The organism is Streptomyces sp. NPDC087901, assembly GCF_044742205.1.
Lineage (GTDB): Bacteria > Actinomycetota > Actinomycetes > Streptomycetales > Streptomycetaceae > Streptomyces.
In genome coordinates, this window is record NZ_JBIUUC010000002.1 from 36,613 (window position 1) to 56,510 (window position 19,898).

The following is a 19,898-nucleotide window of genomic DNA, read 5'->3' on the forward strand; positions in this document are numbered from 1 at the left end:
GCTGTCCGGCCGGACCTTTTCGTGTGCGGGGCTACATCACTTCTGCGAGGCGCGGCTGCGACGCATCAGCAGGCCGCCACCGAGCACGAGGGCGGCGCTGGCGCCACCCGCGATGCCCAGGTTGTCATTGGCACCGGTGTGCGCCATCTGCGGCGGCTTGTGGTGCTTGGGCGGCGTGTGGTGCCAGGTGTGGGTCGGCGGGTTGTGCGGGTGCCAGGTGTGGGTCGGCGGGTTGTGCGTGGGCGGGTTGTGCGTCGGCGGGTTGTGGGTGGGCGGGTTGTGGTGGTGGCTGGGAGGGCAGTTGTGGTCGTGGTGGTGCGTCGGGGGCTTGTGCGGCTTCGGGGGCTTCGGCGGGTTGTGGTGGTGGCCCGGCTGGCAGGCGCAGTCGTGGTCGTGGTGGTGCGTCGGCGGCTTGTGCGGCTTCGGGGGCTTGGGGTGTGCCGGATGCGTCGGGGTGTCGCCACGACCCGACTCGTTCTCGCACTCGTTGCCGAAGGCGGGGTTGAGTGCACCCACCACGTCGACCGTGTTTCCGCAGACATTGACCGGGATGTCGACCGGAGCCTGGATCAGGTTGCCCGACAATACGCCGGGGGAGTTGGCGGCGACACCGTGGGCGTCGGCGCCCTGGGCGTCGCCGGCTTCGGAGCCGCCGCCCTCGTTCTCGCACTCGTTGCCGAAGGCGGGGTTCAGTGCACCGATCACGTTGACCGTGTTCCCGCACAGGTTGACCGGGATGTGCACCGGAACCTGCACGGCGTTGCCCGAACCCACACCGGGCGAACCGATGGCGGCGCCGTCGGCCGAGGCGTCGGCGAATGCGTAGCCGCCGGAGGCGGTCAGAATGCCTGACGCCGCCGCCATGACGAGCACACTTTTACTCAAGGCTTTTCGCATGGGTGCCCTTTCCTGGGACATTTCGCGCGGGCGGTATTGACCCGCAATTCATTCATCAGGCGGTGCAGCAACCGTCGGGCCTGCCAGTTCTGCTGGGTGGGCGTCCCGGCGGGCGCGCTTGACGACACCCATAACGATGGCGAAGTGACGGGGAAACGTGAATCCAGTGAGAATCCTGTGATCACCCGGACGGGTTACGGATGTGCGTTCGCCCGATGTCTCCGTTCCGAGCCGTTCAGCCTCTTTCGTACGGATGTCCGTGCGGTCCCGGCATTCGGGTGAATGGCGATAACCAAACGCCCGGAGGTCAGTTGGTCAGTGCGCTCCGGTACGGGGCATCCAGTACGAGAAGGGTTCATCGTGATCAAGAAGGTCCTGGCTACGGGTGCTGTCGCCGCCTCCATCCTCGGTCTCGGAGCGACGCAGGCGATGGCCATCGGCGACGCCGGCGGCACGACCTCCGTCAACGGCAACGGTGCCTCGCAGTCGTTCGGCAACGCCGAGACGCGCGGCGACGGCAGCCCGCAGTTCGGCCTGGTCCAGGGCTCGCTGAACAAGCCCTGCATCGGCCTGCCGGCCAAGGCCAACGTCGGTTCGCTGATCGGGTTCATCCCGATCGCGGTCCAGGACGTCAACGTCCTGTCCTCCCCGCAGAACCAGCAGTGCACCGAGAACTCCACCCAGGCCAAGGGTGACGAGCCGCTGTCGCACATCCTGTCCGGCATCCCGGTCCTCTCCGGCAACGGTGCCGGCAACAGCTGATCCAGCTGTCAACAGGCCCGGGCCGTCGACGTTTCCCGTCCGGCGGCCCGGGCCTGCTGCTGCCCTCCTCGGGGCGCTCCGAGAAGGCCGGACGACCGTGTGACAGCGAGTGTCCGGAAAGCTGCGTCATTCGGGCGGATTTCGAAGAATCTCCACGACGGAGAGTTTCGCTTGCCGCCCTGCATCGTTACGAATTACAGCGGCGGAGTTACGAGTGATCAGGACCGCGCTCGTGCGGCACGAGAGTCGTGGCCGCTCCGGACTCCGTCGAAGAAAGGATCGAAAGTGAAGTACAACAAGATTGCCGCCGTCGCCGCCGGAACCCTCATGGCAATGGGTGCCGCTGCCCCGGCCTTCGCCGACTCCGGCGCCGAGGGTGCGGCCGTGCACTCCCCGGGCGTGCTGTCCGGCAACGTCATCCAGGCTCCGATCAACATTCCGGTCAACGTCTGCGGCAACACCGTGAACGTCATCGGTCTGCTGAACCCGGCCTTCGGCAACTTCTGCGCCAACCGCTGATTTACGCTTGCCGAGTCTGTTCGGCACCGGTCTGCCCCGGATCGCATTCCATGCGATCCGGGGCTTTCCTCTTTTCTGCGTTCCGTCCCGGGAGTTCGCAGCCCTCCTCGATGCGGCGGAACGGCCGAAGACATTCCACCGGCCCGGGGCGCGGTGCGCCGGCGGCTGGGGGCAGACATCCGGGGCGGGCGCGCGGGACGGAGTACCGACAGTGGACCACCGAATCATGTCCGGTGTCCCGCGCCGTACTCGAATCAGTGATTAGTCATGCAATCTTCCGAAGTCATGGGAAACCGGTTTCGAGAAAAGGTGAGGGGTACAGTTGCCCCGCCGCAATCGGATCGTTATGCAGGGAGAGAAAGCGGCAGAAGTCACAGCTAAAGAAGGCTGGTGCGGCGCGGGAACGCGACCGAAACGGATGCCGCTGCAGAAGGGAACCCGAAAGTGAAGTACGCGAAGACAGCTGCGTTCGTTGCAGGTTCCGTGGTTGCTCTCGGAACGGCTGCTCCCGCCTTCGCCGTTACCAATGCCACGGCCCCCAGCTTCAGCCTCGACGGCGGTGTCAACCAGGTGGTGGCCGCGGCCCCACAGGCCGTCGACCCGGTCGTCGACACCGTCGGCGGTGCCGCCGACGCGCTGCAGAAGGACGGCACCGTCACCAAGGTCGCCGGCCAGGCCACCGGTGCGGCAAAGGGTGCCGCCCCGCTCATGGGCGGCCTTCCGATCGGCAGCTGACCCGCTCCCCGTCAGCGGTTCCCGCCTCTCTCCGAGGTACGCGCATTTCTCCGGTGCCACGCAATTCGTAACCGTACGGATGGCGGAAATACCGTTCGAGTGAAGCGCCGCAACCATTCCCGCCACCACGAGTTGATCAGGTAGCTCCGGACAGGCGGGCAACAGAAAACCCCAGAAGGGCTATTTCATGATCAAGAAGATTATGGCCTCGGCGGCCGTCGCTGCTTCCATCGTCGGCGTCTCCGCCGCGATCGCGCCGCAGGCCATGGCGATCGGTAACGAAGGAGGCACCACGTCGGTCAACGGCAACGGTGCCGCGCAGTCGTACGGCAACTCCGCCACCCATGGTGACTGGAGCCCGCAGTTCGCGCTCATCCAGGGCTCGCTCAACAAGCCCTGCATCGCCCTGCCGGCCAAGGCCAACGTCGGTTCGCTCCTCGGTGCCATCCCGGTCTCGGTCCAGGACATCAACGTCCTGTCCTCCCCGCAGAACCAGCAGTGCACCGAGAACTCCACCCAGGCCAAGGGTGACGAGGCTCTGTCGCACATCCTGTCCGGCATCCCGATCCTGTCCGGCAACGGCGTCGCCAACGACTAGGCGTTCCCGAAGCGCCCGCAGCTTCTGAGGCGCCCGCAGTTCCTGGATCACGCGTGGGGCCGACCCGTCCTCGTGGCAGCCGGATTTCCGGCCGCCCGGACGTGTCGGCCCCACGTCGTTTGCCGTGGCGGCCGGACGCTTCCCCGAAAGGACGGGTCCGCTGGGCCGGTTGCCGTAGTGGCGGCGAAGGCTTCCCGCCGTACCGGGTAAGGGCCATGCATGGACCAGCGCGACAGTCAACGACGGCGGGACCCGCACCGGCACCCGCAGGACAGCACACCGATCTACGACCGTCTCCTCGCCGAGTGGCAGGCGGCGGCCCGCGGTGACGGGGCTCCGCCGGGTGGTGCCGAGACCGGACCGCCCGACGCGGCCGGCCTCGTTCCCGGGGCGCGCGTCTCCGGCGAGGGATCACGCGGCTGACGTCGAGGCGTCAAATTTGTGGCGGATCGAACCCATTTGAGTGGAACCGCGGAACCGAAGCCTCCGTAAGAGGTTGAGCAGTACGTTCCAGAACGGAACGCTCCGAAAGGTGAAGCGTGATGAAGAAGATGATGGCCGGCGCGGCAGTGGCCGTTTCTCTGGTCGGCCTCTCGGCCGCTGTGGCCCCCTCGGCCATGGCGATCGGTAACGAAGAGGGCACCACGTCGGTCAACGGCAACGGTGCCAAGGGCTCGTTCGGCAACAGTGTGACCCGGGGCGACGGCAGCCCGCAGGTCCAGCTCGTCCAGGGCTCGCTGAACAAGCTCTGCGTCGGAGCGCCGGTCAAGGCCAACGTGGGTGCGCTCGTGGGATTCTTCGTGCCTGTGGCGGTCCAGGACATCAACGTCCTGCACTCGCCCCAGAACCAGCAGTGCGCCGACAACTCCACCCAGGCCAAGGGCGACGAGGCCCTCTCGCACCTGGTGAACGGCATCCCGGTCCTCTCCGGGAACGGCATCGCCAACAACTGAGTCCGGGCACACATCGCGGGCGGCCCGGAACGTATCGGGCCGCCCGCGGTGCGTGGCCGAGGCGCCTGAGCGCAGAGATGCCCACCGCTCCCCGTGGAGCGGTGGGCATCGTGCGTGCCGGGGGACGGTCAGCCCAGGCTGCGTACCGGAAGGACACAGTGGGCGGAGCTCGCGATGACCTCCGGGTCGCCCGCGAAGAGGCGCAGCTCCTCCTCGCCCACCGGAAGCCCCGGGGCGCCCTGCGGCCAGGGGCGGGTGGCGAACATCGCGTGCACCTCGCCCTGTTTGTCGGCGGCCGCCAGCCACTGGGGCGGTACGGGGTACTGGGCGGTGAAGTGAGGCAGCGTCAGTACGGCCTGGCCCGCCTGGACGAGGAGCTTGACCGGGAGGCCCGGCGTCTCGACGGCGCGCACCGGGGCGCCGCCGGCCGGGAGTCCGCAGCGACCCAGGGCGATGCGCATGGCAGCTTCGCCGACGGCTGGCCCTTCCGAGCCGTCGCCCAGCGAATAGGCGAGCAGGAAAGCGACGTCGTGGCCGCCGTGGGGGTGCTCGCCGCTCCAGCCGATCAGGGTGAGCGTGCCCAACTGGGCCTGGGTGAACGTGCCGGTGGCTGTCTGGGGGGAGGTCATGTCCGGCACCCTAACCGTCAGCGACCGGTCGATCTCCATGCGTATCACCCGATCGAGGGAGAGTAGGTGATATTCCGGCCACGGCACCGGAACCGCCTCCGTTCCGGCCGGAACGGAGGCCCGTGATTAATCTGTTGACGCCGCCGGGCCGCCGCGGGCTATCGTGTGCAGCGTTACGGACGGCGGAGAAGACCGTTGGTGCCGGACCGTGCGTGAACCCGGAGGTGAGGACATTGATGACTGTCGTTGCGGTGGGCGCTGCCCACAAGCCGAAGTGCATCGTTCCCACCCCCGTGGCCGCCGGCTGACCGACCTCAATCACCTCCGCGCCTCAGTGCGCACTGCCGGGGCCACCCTGTGAAGGGTTTCCCTTGTCTTTCCCGTCCTCCTCTTCTCCTTCTTCCCTTTCCTTCACTCTTCAGGGCTCCTCGTCGTCGCACCCCCTGGCCGCCTACGGCTGGGACGACGGCTGGGCCGCCGAGTTCGCGCCGTACGCCGAACAGGGGCTGCTGCCGGGACGCGTGGTGCGGGTCGACCGCGGGCAGTGCGACGTCGTCACCCCGCACGGCACGGTCCGTGTGGACACCGCGTTCGTCGTACCCCGTGACCCGATGCGGATCGTCTGCACGGGCGACTGGGCCGCCGTCGACCCCGACGGTGACCCGCAGTTCGTCCGTACGCTGCTGCCGCGCCGCACGGCCTTCGTCCGCTCCACCTCGTCCAAGCGCTCCGAGGGTCAGGTGCTCGCCACCAACGTCGACCACATCGCCATCTGTGTCTCCCTGGCGGTCGAACTCGACCTGGGGCGGGTGGAGCGCTTCCTCGCCCTGGCCATGTCCAGCACCGGCGGTGACGCGCTGCTCCGCGACGGGGCGGCGGACGGCGACGGGTCCGCCGAGACCCTCGTCGTCCTGACCAAGGCCGACCTGGTGCCGGAGCCCGCCACCCTCGCCCACCTCGTCGAGGACGTCGAACGGCTCGCGCCCGGGGTGCAGGTGCTGCCGGTCAGCTCCGCCAGCGGCGAGGGCGTCGACGTGTTCGCCGCCATCGTCTCCGGCGGAACGAGCGTGCTCCTCGGGGCCTCGGGCGCGGGCAAGTCCACCCTCGCCAACACCCTCCTCGGGCACGACGAAATGGAGGTGCAGGCCACCCGCGACATGGACGGCAAGGGCCGGCACACCACCACGACCCGCAATCTCCTCGTGCTGCCCTCCGGCGGGGTCCTCATCGACACTCCGGGGCTGCGCGGGGTCGGTCTGTGGGACGCGGAGACCGGGGTGGGCCAGGTCTTCTCCGAGATCGAGGAGCTGGCCGGGCAGTGCCGGTTCCACGACTGCGCGCACGAGGCCGAACCGGGCTGCGCGGTACTCGCGGCGATCGAGGACGGATCGCTGCCCGAGCGACGCTTCGACAGCTACCGCAAGCTGCTGCGCGAGAACCAGCGCATCGTCGCCAAGACCGACGCCCGGGTCCGCTCGGAGATCCGGCGCGACTGGAAGCGCAAGGGGGCCGAGGGCCGGGCCGCCATGGAGGCGAAGCGCGGCCGGGTGCGGTAGCCGGAGCCTCTGGGTCGACGTCCGAAAACCGCGAGTCCGGCGGTGCGTGAAGGCGCACACTGGACGGTGTGATGGACGAAGAGACCAGGTACGAGGCGGTGAGCAGCCGCGACGCGCGTTTCGACGGGGAGTTCTTCTTCGCCGTCGAGACGACCGGCATCTACTGCCGGCCGAGCTGCCCCGCCGTCACCCCGAAGCGGAAGAACGTCCGCTTCTACCCGACCGCGGCCGCTGCCCAGGGCAACGGCTTCCGGGCGTGCAGACGCTGCCGCCCGGACGCCGTCCCCGGCTCCGCGGACTGGAACGTCCGGGCCGATGTGGTCGGGCGCGCCATGCGGATGATCGGCGACGGTGTGGTGGACCGGGAGGGCGTCCCCGGTCTCGCCCACCGGCTCGGCTACAGCTCGCGGCAGGTCCAGCGGCAGCTCAACGCCGAGCTGGGCGCCGGGCCCGTCGCGCTGGCCCGCGCCCAGCGCGCGCACACCGCACGGCTCCTGCTCCAGACCACCGCGCTGCCTGTCACCGAGATCGCCTTCGCGGCCGGGTTCGCCAGCGTGCGCCAGTTCAACGACACCGTCCGGCAGATCTACGCCCGTACCCCGAGCGCGCTGCGGACCGAGGCCGGCACCGGGCTCGGTGCCGCGGTCCGGGAGGCGCGCACCACCGGCGTTCCCCTCCGGCTCGCGCACCGGGGGCCGTACGCGGCCCGTGAGGTCTTCGACCTGCTCGCCGCCGAGACGATCGCCCGGATCGAGGAGGTCAGCGGGGAGACCGGGGCCCGGACCTACCGCCGCACCCTGCGTCTGCCGCACGGTACGGGCATCGCCGCCGTGGACGAGCGGTCGGCCGGCAACTGGCTGGAGGCCCGCATCCACCTCTCGGACCTGCGCGATCTGACGACCGCGGTGCAGCGGCTGCGCCGCCTCTTCGACCTGGACGCCGATCCGTACGCCGTGGACGACCTGCTCGGCGCCGATCCGCTGCTCGCGGCGCAGGTCGCCGCACGCCCGGGGGTGCGCTCGCCCGGTACGTCGGACCCCGAGGAGTTCGCCGTACGGGCGCTGCTGGGACCGGCGGCCGCCGGGGAGCTGGTCGAGACGTACGGGAAGGTCCTGGACGTGCCCTGCAGCGGGCTCACCCATGTGTTTCCCGAACCGGGTGTCCTGGCCGGCGCGGTGTCCGACCCCGCTCTGCGGGCGCTCACCGCGGCTCTCGCCGACGGTGAGGTGCGGCTCGACGCGGGCGCCGACCGGGACGAGGCCGAGCAGGCGCTGCTGCGGCTGCCGGGCATCGGTCCGGCCACCGCGGCGCTGATCCGGATGCGCGGCCTGGGCGACCCCGATGTGGACCCGTACGGGACACCCGGCGCGGAGCGGTGGCGGCCATGGCGCTCCTACGGCGTACGCCGTGCGGAGGCCATGGACCGGGTGCCCGCGTAACGGGGTCAGGCCGGCAGGCCCCAGCTCGGTGCGGGTCCGTTCGCCGCGACCGGGCGGACGGTCAGATCCGGGCGGTCGCCGGCTGCGGTGATCAGCGCCGATTCGCCCTTGCGGAGCCGGATGCGTACCGCACCGCCGTCCTGCTCCTCGTGGGCCAGGGGGCGTCCGTGCCGGTCCCGGACCTCGATGGCGCCCTCGATGCCGTGCCGTACGACGCAGGGCGCGCCCGCCTCGCTCGTCAGCCGCACCCAGCGCGTCCGGCCGCCCTCCCGCACGGCGCTGAGCAGGAAGGCGCCCTGGGTGCGGAAGTCGTGGACGGTCAGGTCCTGCCAGGCGGCGGGCAGGGCGGGGAAGACCCTGATGGTGTCGCCCCAGGACTGGCAGACCATGTCGTGGAGCGACTGGGCGGCCGACAGCGGGGTCTCGATGACGGGGCCGGACTCCTTGTACATGGTGTTGGCCTGGATGAACCGGCTCATCAGCTGGCCCAGGTAAGCGAGCGCGTCCTCGCCCTTGCCGAGCAGTGCAGACATGGAGGCGGCACCGGTGAAGGTGTAGCCCTGCAGCGCGCCCTCGAAGCCGACCCAGTGGGCGAGGGACTTCTCGATCAGGGCGCGTTCGGCGTCGGTCGCGCCGGTGACCTCGTACAGCGGGTAGACGGCGAGCATGTGCGAGTAGTGGCGGTGGGACTTCGCGAACGGCACCCCGGCGCCGATCATGTAGCCGTTCTCGTCGGCCGGGTACGGGGCGAGCCTGGCCAGCACCTCCTGCCAGCGGGCGGTCAGCGGGTCGTCGACGTCCAGTTCGCGGGCCGATTCGAGCAGGGTGCGGCAGCCCCAGCGCAGCAGCATCAGGTCGTAGTTGCAGTCGGGGGCGTTGACGCCGTACTCGGGGGAGAAGGTCGCCGGGAGGTGCAGCTTGCCGTCGGCGCCCGGGGTGAGGAAGTGCAGGTAGTAGTTGACGGCCTTGCGCAGCAGCGGGAAGAGGGTGTCGCGCAGGACGGACCGGTCCATCGTGTGGCGGTAGGAGAGCCAGACGTTGTGCAGGGCCCAGGTCAGGTTGCCGACCTCGGGGGTGGGCGGGTCCTGGCCGGGAATGCCGACGCCGTAGCCGCCGTCGGCGACCGCGGCACCGTTGACCAGCTGCGGGTCGGTGGTGCGGGGGATGCCGGCGGAGTCGGCCCGGTAGGGGGCGGCGACCTCGCGGGAGAGCTGCTCGCGGAATTCGCTCAGGGCCCGGGTGACGGCGTCGAGCTCCAGGTGGTTGGAGCCGTGGATCAGCCAGTACTCCAGCTGGACGTTGAGGTTCCACCAGGTGTTGGGCCACGGTGTGGGCTCCAGCCAGGGGCCCGAGGTGGCCATCACGGGGGCGTCCTTGCGCGCGGCCGACGCCGTTTTGTAGAGCTGGATCCAGTAGAAGCGCTGCAGCCGGGCATCGGGCAGCGACAGGAAGCTCCTGCGGTAGAAGCGGTCCCACCAGGCGCGGTGCGGGGCGGCAAGCAGGGGGTACGGAAGGGCGGAGGCGGCCGTGACCGTACGCAGCGCGCGTGCGCGGGCGGTGTTCCCGGGGTGGGAGTGCGTGACGGTCACGTACAGGGTGCGGGCGGCGCCGCGTGTCCGCTCGCGCCAGGCGGTGACGTGCGCTCCGCCCGCGAGCAGTGACTGCACGGCCGCGGTCGTCCCGCCGTGCTCCTCGACGACGGCCGGGGGGTTGCCCGTGTAGCCCTCCGGCAGCGGCTTGAAGGCGGCCCGGGGACTGATCGCCTCGGCCGGGTGGAAGACCCAGCGGAAGTCCTTCTCGCCGGCGCTCGGGGTCACCTCGACGGCCAGCACGTCACCGGTTGACTGCACGAGGGCGCGGAGCGTGAGGGTGCCGGCCGAGGTGGTGACGGTGCCCTGCAACTCGGCGGTGTGCAGCCGCATCCGCCAGTCGACGCCCGTGATGGTGCCGGCCGGCTCCAGGGTGAAGTGGCCGATCGGGAGCCGCGCCAGGCCGAAGAGCGAACCGAACTCGGGCCGGTGGTCCTGGACCTCGGAGTGCTGGACGTTGAAGCGGATCGCCGTGGTCTCGGCGCCGGGCTCCGCGTAGATACCGGAGCCGAGACGGCCGTTGCCCAGGTACGGGCCCTCGTACCAGGTCTTCGGCATCCTCTGCCAGCGCAGGTCGGCGTCGTCGAGGACGGTGTTCCAGCTGTCCGCGGGGGAGTGCACCACGACGGGGGCGGCTGCGGCGGCCGACGGGGCTGCGGCCTGGGCGGGGACGGCGGCGCCGCCCACCACGAGGGCTCCGCCGAGCGCTGTGCCGGTGGCGAGAACGCTTCTGCGGGAGGGGGTGGACCGGGAGGGGGCGGGCGAGGAATCGGTGTGGGGGGAGGAGGCGTGGTCCGGTGCTGTGGGCAAGGAATCTCCTGGCGATTCGTACGCAGGCAGGCGTGTCAATTCATCCGAGCTATGTCCTCACGGAACGTAGACTTGAGCTTTCTGTCCGTCAATAGGGCGCGAGAGATCCGATGTGTTTCTCTCCATGTGATCAGCCTTCGCCTACGTGACGGCCGTGGAGGGCGTCAGCCCCAGATCACCGCGCCCAGCCACGCTCCCACCACCAGCAGGCACGCGAACAGCTCGACGAGTACGGAGTAGCCGGTCGCCCGCATCACCGAGCGGACCGACGCCCAGCCCGCCGCGCGGCTGCCCAGCCGCAGCCGCTCCGCCCCGTAGATCACGCCCACGTACCCGGCGATCGCGCCGACCACGGGGATCACGAAGAATCCGGTGATCGCGCCGATCCCGCCGAGCATCAGCGTCCGCCGCGGCGCCCCGGACTCGCGGGGGCGGCGCGGCGGCAGGAGCGGTTTCAGTGCCTGGTTCAGCAGCAGCAGCGCCGTGGCCCCGATGAGGACGCCCCAGGCGGCCGGCGTCATGTCCGTCAGCGCCCACCACAGCACGGCCGCCCAGACGATCGCCTGTCCCGGTACGCCGGGCACCAGCACGCCGATCAGGCCGAGCAGCATGACCAGGCCGACGGCGACGAGCTGCCACACACTCATCTGACCAGCCTGCCGGAATCCGGCCGGTCCCGCCCGTCGTCGGTCTCCGTCCCCCGGGCCCGTCGGTGCAGCTCAGAGGCGCAACGGCGGGGACAGCGGCCCGCTCAGGGGCGCGGTCCGCGGGCGACCCAGCCCCGCTCGTACGCATGCCAGCCCAGCTGGAGCCGGGTCGACACCCCGGTGAGTTCCATCAGGCCCTTGACCCGGCGCTGCACCGTCCGCAGCCCCAGGTCCAGCTGTTTCGCCACACTGGCATCGGTCAGCCCTGCCAGCAGCAGCGACAGGATCTCCAGATCCGTCGGATCGGGGCCCGTGGTGTCCTCGTCGACCCGGCCGCTCTCGGCGAGCCGCAGTGGCATCGCTTCGCGCCACACCGCCTCGAAGAGCCCCGTCAGCGACTCCAGCAGCCCCGATCCGTGCACCACCAGCGCCGCGGGCTCCGCGCCGCGACCGGTGAGCGGCACCATCGCCATCGCCCCGTCCGCGACGACCAGCTTCGTCGGAACCCGGTCCACGACGCGGCACTGCTCGTTGCGGCTCAGCGCCGCCGACAGCTCCAGGATTCCCGACGGCAGGCTCAGCACCTCGCGCTCGACCACCACCCGGAACGACACCCCGCGGGTGGCTGCCTGCTCCTCCGACTCGTTGTCGAGCCCGCTGACCGCGATCGGGTTCCCGGTGACCAGGGCGCACACCTCACTCGTGGCCCCCAGCTGCAGCTGATGGAAACGGTGGGCCACGGCGCTCGCCCCGGTGACCACCTCGACCAGATCGTGCACGGCGGGCTCGGCGGCGTCCACCCGGTACTCCTCGGCCAGCAGTACCGCCGCCAGCTCCGCCTGCTCCAGCTCGTGGCGCTGCTGGGTCAGCAGCGCCCCCAGCGCGACCCCGGGCGGCGCCGCCACCCAGCGCCCCGTACGGGCCGACGACTGGGCGGCCAGCCCGTGCTGCTCCAGCCGCCGCAGCGCCCGCTCGGTGTCCCGTTCGGGCAGTGCGAGCCGGTGCGCGAGATCGGACACCTCCGCAGCTCCGACCGCCACGAGCGCGCGATAGGCCGACTCCTGAGTCTCGTCGAGACCTATGGCTCCCAGCATTCCCGGACCCCTCCCGACCGCATTGCTTCCCTGTCGATGCCTACTGCTCGGCCGACCAGCCGTGGCGGAAAGCGGCCACGGCGTAAACCCGCCGTGGCACATCATCGCTGTACCGCCCGCCACTCTGCCAATGTGGCGCCACCGCAGCACCAACAACCTCCGGAACACGGGCCTTTGCGCCTTTTCGTTCCGGTTTCACTTGGGGAGAGCGATGCGTCCGATATCGCGTACGGCACTGGGGGCGGCCACCGCCGCCGTCCTCGCCGTCACGGTGATCGCACCGTCCGTGGCAGCGCCACAGGGCGACGCGGCCACGAAGAGACCACTGACCGGCAGCGCGGCTGCCACCGCCAAAGCAAACAAACCGGTCACTGTCACCCTGGTCACCGGCGACAAGGTGCTGGTGAGCACCGACGGTTCGGGCAACGCCTCGGCCACCGCGCTGCCCCGCGAGGACGGCACGGTGCCCCTCGTACAGACCCGCCGCTCGGGCGACGACCTGTACGTCTACCCGGACACCGCGGTGAAGGCGCTCGCCGACGGCGCCGTCGACGAGGAGCTCTTCAACGTCACCGGACTGATACGCCAGGGGTACGACGACGCGCACGCGGACTCCGTACCGCTGATCGCGACCTACTCCAAGGACACCGCACGCAGCGCGCCCGCCACCCCGCGCGGCGCCGAGCGCGGTCTCGCTCTTCCGTCCATCGACGGTGTGGCGCTCAAGGCCGACAAGGAGCAGACCGCCGCATTCTGGTCGGACGTCACCGGCACCGGCCGGGCCCGCTCCGCCACCGGGCTGAAGAAGCTCTGGCTGGACCGCAAGGTCGAGGCCAGCCTCGACCGCTCCACCAAGCAGATCGGCGCCGACCTCGCCTGGGCCGCCGGCTACGACGGCAAGGGCACCAAGGTCGCCGTCCTGGACACCGGCGCCGACGCCGAACACCCGGACCTCAAGGGCCGGATCACCGAGTCGAAGAACTTCACCGACTCCGACACCACCGACGACCGCCAGGGCCACGGCACCCACACCCTCTCCACCGTGGGCGGCAGCGGCGCGGCCAGCGACGGGAAGAAGAAGGGCGTCGCCCCCGGCGCCGATCTGCTCGTCGGCAAGGTGCTCAACGACAGCGGCTCCGGCGACTCCTCCTGGATCATCGCGGGCATGCAGTGGGCCGTCGACCAGAAGGCCGACGTCGTCTCCATGAGCCTGGGCAGCCAGACCCCCACCGACTGCACCGACCCGATGAGCCTGGCCGCCGAGGAACTCGGCAAGAGCAAGGACACTCTGTTCGTCATCGCGGCCGGCAACTCGGGGCCGACGCTCAACACGGTCTCCTCGCCCGGATGCGCGCCCAGCGTGCTGACGGTCGGCGCGGTCGACCGCGACGACTCCACCGCGCAGTTCTCCAGCCGTGGGCCCGCGATCGTCTCGCACACCCTCAAGCCCGAGATCGCCGCCCCTGGCGTCAACATCTCCGCCGCCGCCGCAGGTGGCCGCGGCGTCTACGCCTACCAGTCGATGTCCGGTACGTCGATGGCCACCCCGCACGTCGCGGGCGCCGCCGCCATCGTCAAGGAACGCCACCCCGACTGGACGGCCCAGCAGGTCAAGGCGGCCCTCGTGTCGTCCGCGAAGAGCGACATCCCCGGTGACGTACGCGAGACCGGCGGCGGCCGGCTCGACGTCAAGGCCGCCATCGACACCACGCTCACCGGCGCACCCGCCGTGCAGGGCGGCACCTTCAACTGGCCGCAGGACAAGACCGACCGCACCACCGTGCAGATCCCGTACACGAACACGGGTGACAAGCCGGTGAAGCTCTCGCTCACCCTCCAGGGCGTCACGGGCAACGACGGTTCGGCCGTCCGCTCCTCCGTAGCCGCACTCGGTGCGAAGAGCGTCACCGTGCCCGCCGGAGCGACGGTCGAGGTCCCGCTGAAGCTCGACCCGACCGCGAAGCTCCAGGACAGCCAGTACGGCGACGTCACCGGCCGGGTGCTGGCCACCGCCACCGGCGGCGTCAAGGTCTCCACCCCGTTCTCGCTGTACGTCGGGGCCGAGACCGTCACCCTGCGCGTCAAGCTGATCGACCGCAACGGCAAGGCCGCCGCAGGCTCGTCCTCGCTCGATGTCATCGGCACCGACACCGCCACCGGCGAGCGCCGCTTCAACTACGGCTCGACCGACCAGGTGTACGAGGTGCGCCCCGGCGCCTACTTCGTCTCCAGCTTCATCGTCTCGGCTGACCCCGAGGACACCACCGGAACCCTCGCCAAGTCGGTCGGCTATCTCGCCCGGCCCCAGCTGAACGTCACCAAGGACACCGTCCTGGTGCTGGACGCCCGCAAGGCGCACCGGATCAAGGTGAAGACCGAGGACCGGACCACCGAGACCCGCAGCGCCACGCTCGCCTTCGGCCGCAAGTGGGACGACGTCTGGCTGCACTCCGGCTCCATCGCCGGCGGCGCCGTCATCAAGGACTACCTGGTCGACATCCAGGGCAAGGCCCGTGACGGCGACTTCGAGTTCGACAGCTTCTGGCGTGCCTACGCCCCGCAGGTCGAGAAGCTCGCGGTCGTCGGAGGCGCCACCCTGCACCCCACGCCCGCGTCCACCGGTTCGGTCAACCTCGACGGAACCGGCCAGGCCGCACTCGTCGACGCCGGCACCGGTACCCCCGACGAGCTGAAGGCCGCTGACGTCTCGGGCAAGATCGCACTCGTCGCTGTCACGGACGACGGTCTCGTAGCCACCCAGGCGCGCAACGCCAAGGCCGCCGGCGCCGTGGCGATCCTCGTGCACCGCCCGTCCGCGGGTCCGTGGAAGCCGTCCGTCGGATACGGTGCGGCGCCGCTGCCCGCGCTCGGGATCCAGGCGGACGAGGCGGCCGACCTTTCCGCCGCGCTGGCCGCCGGACCGGTGAAGCTGAGCTGGAAGGCCACCGCGGCCAGCCCGTTCGTCTACAACCTGGCCTTCCCCGAGACGGGCACCGTCACCTCGGACCGCACGTACAAGGTCAAGGACAGGACGCTCGGCACGGTCGAGACCGCGTACGAGTCCATGGGCGTCAAGGCCGACTACGTCGACTCGCAGCTCGTCGCCCGCCCCTACGGTGCCACGTTCGGCGTCGGCGCATTCGACAGCGTCGCCGCACCCGGGAAGCGCACCGAGTACTACTCGGCGGGCGACAACTCCTGGCAGCGCTACCTCTCCTCCAGCTTCCCCTGGGGTGAGTCCATGTTCGACCAGGTGCGCACCTACCAGGCCGGTTCGCACCGCACCGAGCACTGGTACGGGGGCATCCTCGTCCCATCCGCGCCCCGCGACAGCCAGGGCAGGGAACAGCTCGCCGCCGAACGCCAGGACAATCTGATCGGCGTCGCCCCGGGGTTCTGGAGCGACAGCGAACACAGCGGCCTCCAGGGCTCCTTCGGAGACATGGGCAACATGCGGCTCAGCAGTGGCGGCACGGTGCTCGGTGAATCCGGGTGGCCGTCCGGGGTGTTCACCGTCCCGGCCGAGGACGCCGCGTACGAGCTCAGCATGATGACCATGAAGTCGGGCCAGCCCGCGGCGGTGTGGAAGCGGTCCACCATGACCCAGACCACCTGGAAGTTCCGTTCGCACCGGGACGAGAACGCCTACTCGCAGGGCATCCCGCTGCTCTTCCCGGGCTACGACCTGCCCTCGGACGGCATGAAGACCCTGGCGGCGAAGGACGGTCAGCGGATCGGCCTGAGCGTCTCGGGCCACGCCGGCTACACGCCCGGCAAGCTCACGGCGGCCAAGGTCTCGTACTCGTACGACGGCGGCGAGACCTGGACCGAGGCCACCACCGCACTGCAGGGCGGCCGTTGGACCGCGACCGTGAACCACGCGGACGCGGCCGGCAAGCCGGTCACGCTGCGCACCGAACTGACGGACGCCAACAACAACTCCGTCGTCCAGACCGTGACCGACGCCTACGCCGTGCGCTGACGTCGCGTCACCCCGACCGGTCCGCCGGGCGTCCTTCCCGTGGGGGGTGGGGCCGCCCGGCGGACCTTTTTCATGGGGGTCCTTCGGCCACATTTTCCGGATGTCCCGTTTTCGCACGGCCCCCGCGGTGGACAATAAGGGCATGAGTCAGCAGGGGGAGAGGCCCGCCGCCCACGAGGACGACTGGTGGCGCAGGCTGTACGACGAATCCGCCCCGGACACCGGGGCGAGCCACGCGGCCGACAGTCTCGACGACCGCTTCGACTCGGCCTCGGGTGCCGTGGGGCCGGACGGCGGTGGGGTGTACGAGACCGCCGCCCCGGTGCCCGAACCGAGGATGGCGCCATCCGCCATCACCCGGATGGCGGACACCTCGCAGGTCCCGCCGCCCGAGGTGACCATCCGCGCGCCGTGGGAGCCACCGGCCGGCCCACCACGGCCCCGCACCTTCGCGGCACCGCCACCTCCTCCGCCCTCGCCGCCTCCGCCTCCTCCGCCCTCGCCCCCGCCGCCCCCGCCCCTGCGGGAGGTATCCGAACCGGTTCAGGCACCCGAACCGCCGCCGCAGGCCGTGACACCGGAATCCCCGCCGATCCCGCCGCCCCTCGCAGATCCCCGCACCGCGCAGAGCCTCCCGGCCGGGCAGGAGGGCGCGGCATCAACGCCCGCCGCCGGGCCGCCGACGCCCGCCGGGCCGCCGACCGTCGTGATCCGCCCGCCCCTCGTGCCGGACGGGGCGGCGCCGCCGCTGCCCAGGCGCCCTGTCGCCGAGCGGCCCGAGGGTGCCCGTCCGGCCGAGCCCGCCCCCGTCACGGAACCGGCCCACGCCCCGGAGACGCCGGCGCTTCATCCTCCGGTCGCCCACGTGGGTGCGAGGCCGCCCACGTACGACGCCGAGCCCTCCGCGTTGCCCGCAAGCGACCCGCGCGGGCTGGACGGCCTCGTCGCCGACACCGTGCTCGACGGTGCCCGGTACGGCACGTACACCCTGCGGGCCGCTTCCGTACGGGGTGACTCCGCCCGCTTCCGCGGGGAACTCCGGCGCGACGCGCTGCTCACCGCGCGGTTCGGCACAGCGGAGCGCGCGCTCGTCCTCGTCGCCGTCGCGGGTGGCGACCGGTCGTGCGAGAGCGCGCATCTGGCCGCGGCCGACGCCTGTCGCTGGATCGGCGAAGCCGTCGGACGCAGTCATGCCCGCCTCTCCGACGACATAAGAGCGGGCCGCCGCGGCGACCTCAGATCCGGACTGCACCGGCTCACCGACCGCAGCTACGGCAAGCTGCGCGCCCGCGCCGCCGAACTCGGCCGCGAACCGCACGAGTACACGGCGGGTCTGCGCTGTCTCCTGCTGTCCGCCGACCCCGAATGCCGCACCAGGGTCTTCTTCGGCGTGGGTGGCGGTGGGCTCTTCCGGCTGAGGGACGGCAGCTGGCAGGACCTCGAACCGATGGTGCCGCAGACCGGTGCGCTCACCGGGGAGGCCGTGCTCGGCCACGGTTCGGCTGCGCCCGAGAGCGGGCCCGAAGGGGACCGGCTGACCATGGACCTGGGAGTCACCGCCGCCCCGCCCCCGTACACCGAGGACCCGGCCCCGCCGCCCGCCGAGCCGTTCCGCTTCCGCGCGTCGGTCGCCCGGCCGGGCGACACCCTGCTGCTCTGCAGCCCTGGTCTCGCCGAGCCGTTGCGCGGTGAGCCGGCGCTGGCCGAGGAGCTCGCCGAGCGCTGGACACCGGCCCGGGCGCCCGGCCTCGGAGCGTTCCTGGCCGACACCCAGCTCAGGGTGAAGGGGTACGCCGACGACCGGACGGCGGTCGGCGTCTGGGAGGCGTAACCGCCCCGGCCATGGGTTGATGGACTCCGGAGAATCCGTCCGGCCGGGGCTTCGCGCTCCGAACCGCCGTCCGCCGGACGTGCACGGAGCACAGGCAGAGGGAGTGCGCACCCATGGCCAAGCAGAACGTGTCGGAGCAGTTCGTCGACATCCTCGCCCGGGCGGGCGTCAAACGCCTGTACGGGGTGGTAGGCGACAGCCTCAACCCGGTCGTCGACGCGATCCGCCGTAACCCGGACATCGACTGGATCCAGGTCAGGCACGAGGAGACGGCCGCGTTCGCTGCCGGCGCCGAGGCGCAGGTCACCGGCGAGCTGGCGGCCTGCGCCGGGTCGTGCGGCCCCGGTAACCTGCACCTCATCAACGGCCTCTACGACGCCCATCGGTCCATGGCGCCCGTCCTCGCGCTCGCCTCGCACATCCCATCGAGCGAGATCGGACTCGGCTACTTCCAGGAGACCCATCCGGAGCTGCTCTTCCAGGAGTGCAGCCACTACAACGAGATGATCTCCAACCCCCAGCAGATGCCACGGCTGCTCCAGACGGCCATCCAGCACGCGGTCGGCAGGGGCGGCGTCGCCGTCGTCTCCATGCCCGGCGACGTGGCCTCGCAGCCCGCGCCGGAGAAGTCCGTCGAACATGCCCTGGTCACTTCGCGGCCCACCGTGCGGCCGGGTGACGCGGAGATCGAGAAGCTCTGCCGGATGGTCGACGAGGCCAAACGGGTGACGCTGTTCTGCGGCAGCGGCACGGCGGGTGCGCACGCCGAGGTGATGGAGTTCGCGGAACGGGTGAAGGCCCCCGTGGGCCACGCCCTGCGCGGCAAGGAGTGGATCCAGTACGACAACCCGTACGACGTCGGCATGAGCGGGCTGCTCGGCTACGGCGCCGCGTACGAGGCCACGAACGAGTGCGACCTGCTGATCCTGCTCGGCACGGACTTCCCGTACAACGCCTTCCTCCCCACCGACGTGAAGATCGTCCAGGTCGATGTGCGTCCCGAACACCTGGGCCGCCGCTCCAAGCTCGACCTGGCGGTCTGGGGCGATGTGCGTGAGACGCTGCGCTGTCTCACCCCGCGGGTGAAGGCCAAGAGCGACCGCAAGTTCCTCGACCGGATGCTCAAGAAGCACGCGGACGCGCTGGAGGGCGTGATCAGTGCGTACACCCGCAAGGTCGACAAGCACGTCCCGATCCACCCGGAGTACGTGGCCTCCGTGCTGGACGAACTCGCGGACGAGGACGCGGTCTTCACCGTCGACACCGGCATGTGCAACGTCTGGGCCGCCCGCTATCTGACGCCCAACGGCAAGCGCCGGGTGATCGGTTCGTTCAGTCACGGCTCCATGGCCAACGCACTGCCGCAGGCCATCGGCGCGCAGTTCACCGACCGGAACCGGCAGGTCGTCTCGATGTCCGGGGACGGTGGATTCACCATGCTGATGGGGGACTTCCTGACCCTGGTCCAGTACGACCTGCCGGTGAAGGTCGTACTGTTCAACAACTCCTCGCTGGGCATGGTCGAGCTGGAGATGCTGGTCGCGGGACTGCCGTCGTTCGGCACGACCAACAAGAACCCCGACTTCGCGGCCGTGGCACGGGCCTCGGGGGCGTACGGCGTCCGCGTCGAGAAGCCCAAGCAGTTGGAGAGCGCCCTCAAGGACGCCTTCAAGCACAAGGGGCCGGCGCTCGTCGACGTCGTGACCGACCCGAACGCGCTCTCCATCCCTCCGAAGATCAGCGCGGACATGGTGACGGGCTTCGCGCTCTCCGCCAGCAAGATCGTGCTGGACGGCGGCGTGGGCCGGATGGTGCAGCTGGCCCGGTCCAACCTGCGTAACGTGCCCCGCCCGTAGG

The 19,898-nt window shown here is 70.7% G+C and carries 16 protein-coding genes; 11 read left to right on the forward strand and 5 right to left on the reverse strand.

Annotated elements, in window-relative coordinates; translation table 11 throughout:
• Window positions 1–36: 36 nt before the first annotated feature.
• Entirely contained in the window at window positions 37–897 is an 861-nt protein-coding gene (locus ACIOEW_RS05760) for a chaplin family protein (protein ID WP_401961631.1), read from the reverse strand.
• Between the two features lie 360 nt (window positions 898–1,257).
• Here ACIOEW_RS05760 and ACIOEW_RS05765 point away from each other — a divergent pair, with 360 nt between their 5' ends.
• The 6 genes from ACIOEW_RS05765 to ACIOEW_RS05790 all read left to right on the forward strand — a co-directional run bounded on the left by ACIOEW_RS05765 (window position 1,258) and on the right by ACIOEW_RS05790 (window position 4,464).
• Complete coding sequence (locus ACIOEW_RS05765; RefSeq protein WP_362553991.1) at window positions 1,258–1,659, forward strand: rodlin; 402 nt, start codon at window positions 1,258–1,260, stop codon at window positions 1,657–1,659.
• A gap of 285 nt (window positions 1,660–1,944) precedes the next feature.
• Window positions 1,945–2,178, forward strand: coding sequence for a chaplin (locus tag ACIOEW_RS05770; RefSeq protein WP_401961634.1), 234 nt, complete (start codon window positions 1,945–1,947; stop codon window positions 2,176–2,178).
• A gap of 444 nt (window positions 2,179–2,622) precedes the next feature.
• The gene (locus tag ACIOEW_RS05775) at window positions 2,623–2,913 is read left to right on the forward strand and encodes a hypothetical protein (protein WP_401961637.1); all 291 of its coding nucleotides are present in this window, start codon (window positions 2,623–2,625) and stop codon (window positions 2,911–2,913) included.
• A gap of 187 nt (window positions 2,914–3,100) precedes the next feature.
• Window positions 3,101–3,511: a rodlin gene (locus ACIOEW_RS05780; protein ID WP_401961639.1), complete on the forward strand. Its 411-nt coding sequence runs from the start codon at window positions 3,101–3,103 to the stop codon at window positions 3,509–3,511.
• A gap of 219 nt (window positions 3,512–3,730) precedes the next feature.
• Window positions 3,731–3,934 carry a hypothetical protein gene (locus ACIOEW_RS05785; RefSeq protein ID WP_401961641.1) on the forward strand — a complete coding sequence of 68 codons (204 nt, stop codon included), beginning with the start codon at window positions 3,731–3,733 and terminating at the stop codon, window positions 3,932–3,934.
• A 119-nt stretch (window positions 3,935–4,053) separates the two neighbouring features.
• Complete coding sequence (locus tag ACIOEW_RS05790) at window positions 4,054–4,464, forward strand: rodlin (protein ID WP_401961643.1); 411 nt, start codon at window positions 4,054–4,056, stop codon at window positions 4,462–4,464.
• 128 nt (window positions 4,465–4,592) lie between these two features.
• Here the strand turns inward: ACIOEW_RS05790 and ACIOEW_RS05795 are convergent, their stop codons facing one another.
• Window positions 4,593–5,093, reverse strand: a complete 501-nt coding sequence (locus ACIOEW_RS05795; RefSeq protein ID WP_401961646.1) for a DUF5949 family protein — start codon at window positions 5,091–5,093, stop codon at window positions 4,593–4,595.
• 371 nt (window positions 5,094–5,464) lie between these two features.
• Between ACIOEW_RS05795 and rsgA the strand changes: the two genes are divergently transcribed.
• Window positions 5,465–6,649 (forward strand): ribosome small subunit-dependent GTPase A, encoded by a 1,185-nt coding sequence (rsgA, locus tag ACIOEW_RS05800; protein ID WP_401961648.1) that lies wholly within the window; start codon window positions 5,465–5,467, stop codon window positions 6,647–6,649.
• Window positions 6,650–6,720: 71 nt separating this feature from the next.
• The gene (locus ACIOEW_RS05805) at window positions 6,721–8,088 is read left to right on the forward strand and encodes a DNA-3-methyladenine glycosylase 2 family protein (protein ID WP_401962938.1); all 1,368 of its coding nucleotides are present in this window, start codon (window positions 6,721–6,723) and stop codon (window positions 8,086–8,088) included.
• A 5-nt stretch (window positions 8,089–8,093) separates the two neighbouring features.
• Here ACIOEW_RS05805 and ACIOEW_RS05810 read toward each other — a convergent pair whose 3' ends face one another.
• From ACIOEW_RS05810 to ACIOEW_RS05820, 3 genes are all read right to left on the reverse strand, one after another.
• Entirely contained in the window at window positions 8,094–10,487 is a 2,394-nt protein-coding gene (locus ACIOEW_RS05810) for a glycosyl hydrolase family 95 catalytic domain-containing protein (protein ID WP_401961651.1), read from the reverse strand.
• Window positions 10,488–10,651: 164 nt separating this feature from the next.
• Window positions 10,652–11,134 carry a DUF456 domain-containing protein gene (locus ACIOEW_RS05815; protein ID WP_362553970.1) on the reverse strand — a complete coding sequence of 161 codons (483 nt, stop codon included), beginning with the start codon at window positions 11,132–11,134 and terminating at the stop codon, window positions 10,652–10,654.
• 104 nt (window positions 11,135–11,238) lie between these two features.
• Complete coding sequence (locus tag ACIOEW_RS05820) at window positions 11,239–12,228, reverse strand: helix-turn-helix domain-containing protein (protein ID WP_362553967.1); 990 nt, start codon at window positions 12,226–12,228, stop codon at window positions 11,239–11,241.
• 211 nt (window positions 12,229–12,439) lie between these two features.
• Here ACIOEW_RS05820 and ACIOEW_RS05825 point away from each other — a divergent pair, with 211 nt between their 5' ends.
• From ACIOEW_RS05825 to ACIOEW_RS05835, 3 genes are all read left to right on the forward strand, one after another.
• On the forward strand, window positions 12,440–16,210 hold the full coding sequence (locus ACIOEW_RS05825) for a S8 family serine peptidase (protein WP_401961655.1): 3,771 nt from the start codon (window positions 12,440–12,442) through the stop codon (window positions 16,208–16,210).
• Window positions 16,211–16,352: 142 nt separating this feature from the next.
• Window positions 16,353–18,041, forward strand: a complete 1,689-nt coding sequence (locus ACIOEW_RS05830) for a protein phosphatase 2C domain-containing protein (RefSeq protein ID WP_401961658.1) — start codon at window positions 16,353–16,355, stop codon at window positions 18,039–18,041.
• 113 nt (window positions 18,042–18,154) lie between these two features.
• Window positions 18,155–19,897, forward strand: a complete 1,743-nt coding sequence (locus ACIOEW_RS05835) for a pyruvate dehydrogenase (RefSeq protein ID WP_362553959.1) — start codon at window positions 18,155–18,157, stop codon at window positions 19,895–19,897.
• Window position 19,898: the final 1 nt, after the last annotated feature.

Excerpts from the sequence above, each read along its gene's own strand:
- ACIOEW_RS05785 (WP_401961641.1), top strand. The coding sequence starts at position 3,731 with ATGGACCAGCGCGACAGTCAACGACGGCGGGACCCGCACCGGCACCCG.
- ACIOEW_RS05820 (WP_362553967.1), bottom strand. The coding sequence starts at position 12,228 with ATGCTGGGAGCCATAGGTCTCGACGAGACTCAGGAGTCGGCCTATCGC.
- ACIOEW_RS05760 (WP_401961631.1), bottom strand. The coding sequence starts at position 897 with ATGCGAAAAGCCTTGAGTAAAAGTGTGCTCGTCATGGCGGCGGCGTCA.
- ACIOEW_RS05825 (WP_401961655.1), top strand. The coding sequence starts at position 12,440 with ATGCGTCCGATATCGCGTACGGCACTGGGGGCGGCCACCGCCGCCGTC.
- ACIOEW_RS05830 (WP_401961658.1), top strand. The coding sequence starts at position 16,353 with ATGAGTCAGCAGGGGGAGAGGCCCGCCGCCCACGAGGACGACTGGTGG.
- ACIOEW_RS05835 (WP_362553959.1), top strand. The coding sequence starts at position 18,155 with ATGGCCAAGCAGAACGTGTCGGAGCAGTTCGTCGACATCCTCGCCCGG.
- ACIOEW_RS05815 (WP_362553970.1), bottom strand. The coding sequence starts at position 11,134 with ATGAGTGTGTGGCAGCTCGTCGCCGTCGGCCTGGTCATGCTGCTCGGC.
- ACIOEW_RS05790 (WP_401961643.1), top strand. The coding sequence starts at position 4,054 with ATGAAGAAGATGATGGCCGGCGCGGCAGTGGCCGTTTCTCTGGTCGGC.
- ACIOEW_RS05780 (WP_401961639.1), top strand. The coding sequence starts at position 3,101 with ATGATCAAGAAGATTATGGCCTCGGCGGCCGTCGCTGCTTCCATCGTC.
- ACIOEW_RS05795 (WP_401961646.1), bottom strand. The coding sequence starts at position 5,093 with ATGACCTCCCCCCAGACAGCCACCGGCACGTTCACCCAGGCCCAGTTG.
- ACIOEW_RS05805 (WP_401962938.1), top strand. The coding sequence starts at position 6,721 with ATGGACGAAGAGACCAGGTACGAGGCGGTGAGCAGCCGCGACGCGCGT.